This window comes from Bradyrhizobium pachyrhizi (assembly GCF_001189245.1).
GTDB classification, from domain to species: Bacteria; Pseudomonadota; Alphaproteobacteria; order Rhizobiales; family Xanthobacteraceae; genus Bradyrhizobium; species Bradyrhizobium pachyrhizi.
Genome location: NZ_LFIQ01000091.1, coordinates 79,170 through 87,009 on the forward strand (window position 1 = coordinate 79,170; position 7,840 = coordinate 87,009).

General features: G+C 65.6%; 6 protein-coding genes and 1 pseudogene. 4 read left to right on the forward strand and 3 right to left on the reverse strand.

Annotation, left to right across the window (positions count from 1 at the left end; translation table 11 throughout):
* Together AKL29_RS45380 and AKL29_RS22425 are read right to left on the reverse strand one after the other, a co-directional pair.
* Positions 1–222 (reverse strand): annotated as a pseudogene (locus AKL29_RS45380) (hypothetical protein); the annotation flags it as partial.
* Between the two features lie 221 nt (positions 223–443).
* Positions 444–2,012 (reverse strand): hypothetical protein, encoded by a 1,569-nt coding sequence (locus tag AKL29_RS22425; protein ID WP_244482302.1) that lies wholly within the window; start codon positions 2,010–2,012, stop codon positions 444–446.
* Positions 2,013–2,267: 255 nt separating this feature from the next.
* Here AKL29_RS22425 and AKL29_RS22430 point away from each other — a divergent pair, with 255 nt between their 5' ends.
* Positions 2,268–2,585 (forward strand): antibiotic biosynthesis monooxygenase family protein, encoded by a 318-nt coding sequence (locus AKL29_RS22430; protein WP_050385660.1) that lies wholly within the window; start codon positions 2,268–2,270, stop codon positions 2,583–2,585.
* A gap of 41 nt (positions 2,586–2,626) precedes the next feature.
* Here the strand turns inward: AKL29_RS22430 and AKL29_RS22435 are convergent, their stop codons facing one another.
* Complete coding sequence (locus AKL29_RS22435; RefSeq protein ID WP_050385661.1) at positions 2,627–3,814, reverse strand: DUF2125 domain-containing protein; 1,188 nt, start codon at positions 3,812–3,814, stop codon at positions 2,627–2,629.
* Positions 3,815–3,967: 153 nt separating this feature from the next.
* On the opposite strand from AKL29_RS22435, the gene AKL29_RS22440 reads away from it, so the two are divergent.
* The 3 genes from AKL29_RS22440 to AKL29_RS45385 form a co-directional block, all read left to right on the forward strand.
* Positions 3,968–4,573: a gamma-glutamylcyclotransferase gene (locus tag AKL29_RS22440; protein WP_050385662.1), complete on the forward strand. Its 606-nt coding sequence runs from the start codon at positions 3,968–3,970 to the stop codon at positions 4,571–4,573.
* 87 nt (positions 4,574–4,660) lie between these two features.
* Positions 4,661–6,457 carry a caspase family protein gene (locus AKL29_RS22445; RefSeq protein ID WP_160321771.1) on the forward strand — a complete coding sequence of 599 codons (1,797 nt, stop codon included), beginning with the start codon at positions 4,661–4,663 and terminating at the stop codon, positions 6,455–6,457.
* Between the two features lie 171 nt (positions 6,458–6,628).
* Positions 6,629–7,840, forward strand: a 1,212-nt coding sequence (locus AKL29_RS45385; protein WP_244482303.1) for an efflux RND transporter permease subunit, incomplete at its 3' end; no start/stop codon positions are given.

The window sequence follows — 7,840 nt, forward strand, 5'->3', positions numbered from 1 at the left end:
GAGATAGAAGCCGACTGCCCCGATCACGATCGTCGTCGCGACGAAGAACAGCGTGCCGAAGACAGCGACATGGCCCTTGGCGAACTGGGCGGCGACGAAGGTGCCGGCCATGGCACCGGCCATCGCGAGGCCAGTTCGCTGCAGCACATGCGCGGCGCGGCTGACCATCATCAATTCGCGCGCGATCACGGCCCTCCGCTTCGGTCTGGTCACGATCCTCATCTGACCTCTCCCTCCTCGCTGGTGATGAATCTAGACTGAGACGGCACCGCGAACTCTATTCACCTCTCCCGTGGGAGAGGTCGATTTGCGCAGCAAATCGGGTGAGAGGGTGCAGCCCCAACGAGAGAGAGTAACCCCTCACCCGGCGCTACGCGCCGACCTCTCCCACGGGAGAGGTGAGCTGCCGTTGCCGCTCCAGCTCAACCTGATCTCCTCACGCCCTAGAACGGGTAGTAGCGGATCTGGGTCATGACGATGTGGTCGTCGGTCTTCGGCGCGCCGCCGACACCCTGGAAGGCGAAGCGCTGGGTGTAGGAATATTGCGCGCCGGCCTTGATGGTGCCGTAGGAGCCCTTGAAGATCGTGTCGTAGAAGCCCGCGGTGTACTGCCTCACCTCCGAAGTGTTGCCGTTACAGGTCGCGGCCGGCGAGTTCTCGATGTTGCAGCCGAGATTGTTGTAGAGCGGATTGCCGTAGCCGAACGGCACCGTGCCGACATCGGAGAAGGTCGCCCTGGTCTTTTCGAGCCCGGCATAGGCGTAGAGATCGAGCGACGGCGTCGTGTGCCAGACCGAGCCGACCAGGAAGGCCGTGATCGGCAGCGGCTGGATCGAGCCGTCCTGGCGCACGGTCGCATCCGGGAATGGCGTTGCGGTGAAGCGGCCCAGCGCACCGTAAGAGGCGGAAGCCTGCACCTCGAGCAGCTTCGGCACGATCTCGGCCGAGAGGTGGCCGCCGAAGCTCACCGTGTTGACGTCGTGATTGGCGAAGTTGAAGCGATCATAGAAGTCGCGGTAGAGCGCCCACGCCTCGACGTGCAGCTTGTAGGGCCCGAGCCGCGGATCCCACGCGCCCTTCACGGTGAAATCCGGAACGTGGTTGAGGCTGACATTGTTCAGGCTGTTGAAGAAGCTGCCGCCCGGACCGGTGAGATTGACCAGCAGGTTCGGGTTGAGCACGCCCTGCGGGCCAACCGCCGGCGTGCCGACCAGCGGATTGTTGCCGCCGAAAAAGGATGTCTGCGGGTTCTCCGCCGAGACCGCGAGCTTGAACTCCGGCCCGATATCCTGCCAGACCCGGACGCCTGGTTGACGCGCGCCGAGAAAGCCCGGCACCAGTTCGAAATCGATCACGCCCGGCGTATCGGCGCCTCGCGGATCGATGCCCGCCTTGCTTGGCGTGTTCAGCGACCATGATTGGCCGGCCAGGACATGCAAGCCGAGATCGCTGCGGTCGATCTCGATGCTGGCCTGCCGCAGCCGCGGATTGAACGAATTGGTCGCGACCGAATTGGCGGTCTGCGCCGCGCCCTCGAAGTCGAGCTCGCCATAGCCGGCGACGTGGATGTTCTCCGTGGCATTGGCTTCGGCGAGCACCGAGAAGCGGGTCTGGCGCGCGGTGAAGCGCGACTCGCCGGTGTTGTAGTTTTTGCTCTGCGGGAACGGGATGAAGTTGTAGACTGACCCCGAATCGGAGGCGAGGTTGCGGCTGCGATAGATGCCGGTGAGATCGACCCAGCCGCCGAAGGTGAAGGTGACGCCCTTGTAGCAGAGCTTGCCCGATGCACAGGGATCGAACGGCACCGGCGCCTTCGCCGTCATCTGCGCGTTCTGAATTGCGTTCTGTCTTGCGGCCAGCGCCTCCTCCTTGCGCGCCTGCGTCTCCATTTTCTGCTCGAGCTGCTTGAGCCGTGCCTTCAGCGCACGCAGCTCGGACGCATCGTCCTCCGCCAACGCCGGACCTGCCGACAGCAGCATGCTGCCGAGCAGAATTCCCCCGAGAATTCGCATCGCTTCTCCTCCACACGAGGTTGCTTCCTCAGGCGAGAGAGAGCGGTACTCGGGGAGTGATATTCGCGCCGGGGCGCATTATTCCGGTCACGTTTTTCTCATCGCGGCGGCGGGAATAGATTGCCGCGACGGACGATATCGCGCGAGGAACGCCCTGGGTGGTGGAGGCGTAACAACACCGGCCGCGATTTCGAATTGTGTTCGGGCGATGGTTTTCAACCTGCCACGGACATTGGATCGACGGAGGACTGCAACATGATCGGTGAAGTCATTGTCGTTGGTGACTTGAAGTTACGGGAGACCGCTCCGCTCGACGAATACAACCGGCTGGGCGAACGCATGTACGACATTGTCAGCCGCCTTCCGGGATTCCTTTCGGTCAAATCGTTCAAGGCGGCGGATGGCGAGGAGCTCACGCTGTTTCGCTTTGCTTCGGAGGAGGCGCTCGAAGCCTGGCGCAATCATCCCGATCATGTCGAAACCATGAGGCGAGGACATGCCGAGTTCTACGCCAGCGGCTTCCTGCAGATCTGCAAGGTGATCCGCGAGGTCGGCCCGCTTGAGCACGCCTGACAGTGCGTGGGCGAGCTCGCGTCAGCGCAATCCGCCGCGGCTCAGAACAGCGGCGGGATCTGCGCGACTTTCAGCGGGCCCAAGAACACCGCGCCGTCGGCGAAGCGCAGCGGGAAGCTGCGCGCCTTCTTGCCTTCGAGCGTGGCCTCCGTGCCGAGCGAATTGATGCCGGCGGAAATGCCGGCATTGGCGTTCTGCTTGATCACCTTGCCGAGGCCGGGAATGGCGCGATCCAGCGCGCCGAACAGATTGCTGAGGTCCTGGCTCTTCACGCCGGGCGCGACGCGATCAAGCGTTGACTGCGGCACGCCCTCCTCCAGCATCTTGTCGATGCCGAGCGCGGGGATGACGCGCTCGAGGCCGGCGACCGTCATCTGCAGTTCGCCCTCGATGCGACCCTGCGCGTTGAGGCGGAGCGTGCCGGCCGCGACCGACAGCACATCGCCCTGCTCGATCCGCGACTGCTGGATCTCGACGCTGCCGCCGGCGGCCTGGATCTCGCGGAAGCGATCCGGCCAGGGTTTCGGCGAGAAATCCTTCAGGCCGTTGAGACGCGCATGGATGTCGGCGTTGAACGGCTGGGCGAGCAGCGGATGCACCTCCTGCAAGGTGCCGCCGGCAATCTGCAGCACGGTCTCGATCGCCGGACTGTCCGGCGCCGGGCCGTCGACCTGCCTGCCGTGCAGCTCGATGTGATTGACCCGCGCCAGCGGCGCCGGCGCGGCACCGCCGGTGCGGTCGATGGCGAGATCGTCGAACACCAGCGAGGCGCGCTGCGGCACCGCCGGCAGCCCAACGACGCTGCTCCGTGCCTTGCTCCACCTCACCGACAGCGTCGGCTGCGCGCCGCGTTCGGCGATCGTGGCCGGGCCCTTGAATTCGGCGATCACGAGCTTGGGATCGTAGACCTGCGCCACGACCAGTATCTCGGCGAGCCGCGCCACGAACGCCATCTGCGGCGAGGCGGTCTGCGAGACCAGCATCACGCTCGGATCGGTGCAGCGGACCTCGAATCGGAACGGGTAGCCCGCCACCGAACGGTCGCCGCAATCATAGACCCGGCCGGCCTTCGCCTCCTGCGCGCGCCAGGCATCGGCCTGCACGCCGACCTGCGAGGCGGCGAAGAACCAGAAGGCACTCCACAGCACCGCGGCGATCAGGACCGCGACTGGGACGGCATAAAGGCCGAAGCGCGAGCGGCGGCGGGGGGCGGAGGTCTGATCCGACATGCAGGTCCTTTGGCGGGCGAATTTGTCAAAATCTAAGCGGCCGCGAGCCTTGAACAAGCCCCGAGCAACCCTTGAGCGAGCCTTCAGCAAGCCTTGGAAACATCACGGAATCCGCTTCGCTTCGACGGCCCGTTCTGCTAGCCCATCAGCGCGATGTCAGCAAATCCTCCCCATTCCGAAACCGACGGCGACCTCTGGGTGTTCGGCTATGGCTCACTGATGTGGAAGCCGGGCTTCGAGTTCCTGGAACAGGTGCCGGCGCGGCTGATCGGCGAGCATCGCGCGCTCTGCGTCTATTCGTTCGACCACCGCGGCACGCCGGAGAAGCCGGGCCTGGTGCTCGGGCTCGACCGCGGCGGCGCCTGCCGCGGCATCGCGTTCCGCGTCGCCGCCCGCCTGCGCCACGACACCATCGCCTATTTGCGCGGACGCGAGCAGACCACCAATGTCTATCGCGAGGTGATGCGCTCGGTGTGGCTGGAGAATGCGGCGCGCGAGCGCGTCAGCGCGCTGGCCTATGTGGTCGATCGCGGCCATGTGCAATATGCCGGGCGGCTGTCGCTCGCCGAGCAGCAGCGCCTGGTGCTGCAGGGCCATGGCCGCTCCGGCAACGACCGCGACTATGTGCTCTCGACCGTGGCCTCGATCGAGAAGCAGGGCTTTCGCGACACGCAGCTGCACCAGCTCGCGGCAATGCTGCACGATGCGGGCACGCTGCATCGCGATGCGCGCGCGGCTGACAGGCTGGACCCGGGCTGAGGCGCGGAACCTCGCTCGCGCATTTTTCGCCACGGCGCGAACAACATTGTGGTCTCAATTTCCGGTCGCTGAATTGGAATGACCGGAATGCGCCTCTCATTGCCCAAGCTCGCCGCAATCGGCCTGCTGCTGCTGCTGAATTCCCCATCTTATGCAGGTCTGAGAGAGGATGGTGCGGCGTGCGACGCCAGGGATCCGGACCCGGAGCTCGCGATCCCCGCCTGCACCCGCCTGATCGCGGCCAATCCGAGGGGACGCGACCTTTCGATCACCTATTACAACCGGGCGCTCGCCTGGCATAACAAGAGCGATCTGGAGAAAGCCAGGGCGGACTACGATCAGTCGATCGCGATCAATCCGTCGTTTGCGCCCTCCTATGGCCAGCGGGCCAAGGTCTCCCTGCAGAACCAGGACTATGACCGCGCGCTGAGCGACTTCGATCAGGCGATCCGGCTGAAGCCAGCCGGCCCGTTCAGCGCCGGCTGGTTCAACAATCGCGCCGAGCTGTTCGTCGCCACCGGAGACTACGATCGCGCGCTGGCCGATTACGGCAGGTCCATCGAGCTCGATCCCAATTCCTGGTACGCCTATGTCAATCGCGCATTGGTCTACGATTTCCGCGGCAAGGACCGGCTCGCGGCGCTGCATTGCCAGGATGCGATCAAGGCCGCGCCGCGCGCAGGCGGCCCGTATTATTGCCGGGCGGTGGTCGAGATCAGCGCCGGCGACATCGACAATGCGTCGCGGGATATCGAACGCGCGATAGCAATCCAGGACGGGCAATCCGAGTTCTACTCGCTGCGCGGCCTGACGCTGGCCGGCAAGGGCGAGCTCGATCAGGCCATGCGCGACTACGACCGCGCCACGCAACTCAATGCGCAGGGCGCGCTGAATTACGCACGCCGAGGCCTCGCCGACGAGAAGAAGGGCGATATCGAGGGTGCGCGCGCCGACTTCCGCCACGCGCTCGAGGTCATCGGGCTCGATCAGTTCGACCGGACGCAGGGCCCGCGCATCGCCAAAGAAGGCCTGCAACGGCTGGACAAGGTCGCCACCACGGACAAGAGCGTGATCGCAGATCACGGTGCGGCGAAGCCAACCCCCGCGATCGCCGCGGTTGTGCCGATCGCGCCGATCGGCGCGGGTCAGAAGGCAGCAATGTCGGAGCGGCGCGTCGCCCTGGTCGTGGGCAATTCCGGATATCGCTCCGTGCCGGTGCTGCCGAACCCTGGCCAGGACGCAGCGGCGATTGCCAATACGCTGCGCGCCATCGGCTTTCAGGATGTCCGCCTCGTCAACGACGCCACGCGGGACAGCCTGGTCGAGGCGCTAAAGTCGTTCGCCAACGCGGCCGACGGCGCGGACTGGGCGGTGATCTACTATGCCGGGCACGGCATGGAGATGGCGGGCGAGAACTATCTGGTGCCGGTCGATGCGAAACTCGCCACCGACCGCGATGTGCCGTTCGAGGCGGTTGCCCTGACCCAGGTGCTGGGCGCGACCGAAGGTGCACGCAAGCTGCATCTCGTCATTCTCGATGCCTGCCGCGACAATCCCTTCGCCAACCAGATCAAGCGCACCGTCGCGTCGCGCTCGATCGGCAGGGGCCTGGCCCAGGTCGAACCCGACAGCGGCACGCTGGTGGTCTACGCCGCCAAGCACGGCCAGGTCGCGCTCGACGGCGACGGTGGTCACAGCCCGTTCGTGACGGCCCTGATCAAGCGCATGCAGACGCCGCGGATCGAGATCCGCAAGCTATTCGACCTCGTGCGCGACGATGTCATGGCGGCGACGGATCGCCGGCAACAGCCCTTCAGCTATGGTTCGGTGCCGGGAAGCGAGGATTTCTACTTCGTCGGCGCGAGCCAGAATGCGGCGAAGTAGCCCGCATCCGCGTCGTTGCAAACCACACGATCGGGAATGCGGCCGTCGTCGGGCGTTTGTTGCGGCCAGAGAAATCTCGGCGGACATATGGCACCGCCCTGTGACATTTAGGCTTTTGCATCGCGGCGCGGACGGATAGAAGCTGATCCGCAAACAGCGCTCGCAAATTCGATGAACCTCTCCGCCCCTTTTGTCCGACGGCCGGTCGGCACCACGCTGCTGTCGCTTGGCCTCGTGGTGGCAGGCATCATTGCGTTCTTCAAGCTGCCGGTGTCGCCGCTGCCCGACGTCGACATCCCGACCATCATGGTGCAGGCGACCCTGCCCGGCGCGAGCCCCGCCGACGTCGCCTCCACGGTGGCAAGCCCGCTCGAGCGTCACCTTGGCCAGATCGCCAGCGTCACCGAAATGACCTCGGTGTCCTCGCTCGGCTCCGCCCGCATCACGCTGCAGTTCGATATCGACCGCGACATCAACGGCGCCGCGCGCGACGTGCAGGCGGCGATCAACGCGGCGCGCGCCGACCTGCCGACCAATCTGCGCGCCAACCCCACCTACCGCAAGTTCAACCCGGCCTCGGCGCCGATCCTGATCTACACCTTGACCTCGGACACGCTGACGCCCGCCGAGCTCTATGACGCCGCCTCGACCGTGCTGGCGCAGAAGCTGTCGCAGGTCGAGGGCGTCGGCGAAGTCTCGGTCGGCGGCGGCTCGCTGCCGGCGGTGCGCGTCGAGCTGATCCCGCCGGCGCTGTACAAATACGGCATCGGGCTCGAGGACGTCCGCGCCGCGCTCAGTAGCGCCAATGCGCACAGCCCGAAGGGCGGCCTCGACGTCGGCAACCAGCGCTACCAGATCTACGCCAACGACCAGGCCCGCAAGGCGGCCGACTACAGGCCGCTGGTCGTCGCCTACCGCAACGGCGCGGCCGTGCGCCTGACCGATGTCGGCGACGTGATCGATTCCGTGGAGAATGTGCGCACGCTCGGCGTTTCCAACGGCAAGCCGGCCGTCGTGATGATCGTGTACCGGCAGCCGGGCGCCAACATCATCAAGATGGTCGACACCGTGAAAGGGCTGATGCCGCAGCTGAAGGCCTCGGTCTCGCCCGCGGTCGACATCACCCTCGCGATGGACCGCTCGAAGACGATCCGGGCCTCGCTGCACGACGTCGAGATCACGCTGTTGATCGCGGTGGCCCTGGTGATCCTGGTGGTGTTCGCCTTCCTGCGCAATGCGCGGGCGACGCTGGTCCCGGTGGTGGCGGTCGGCGTGTCGCTGATCGCGACCTTCGCCGTGATGTATTTGCTTGGCTATACGCTCGATATCTTCTCGCTGATGGCACTGACGGTGGCGACCGGCTTCGTGGTCGACGACGCCATC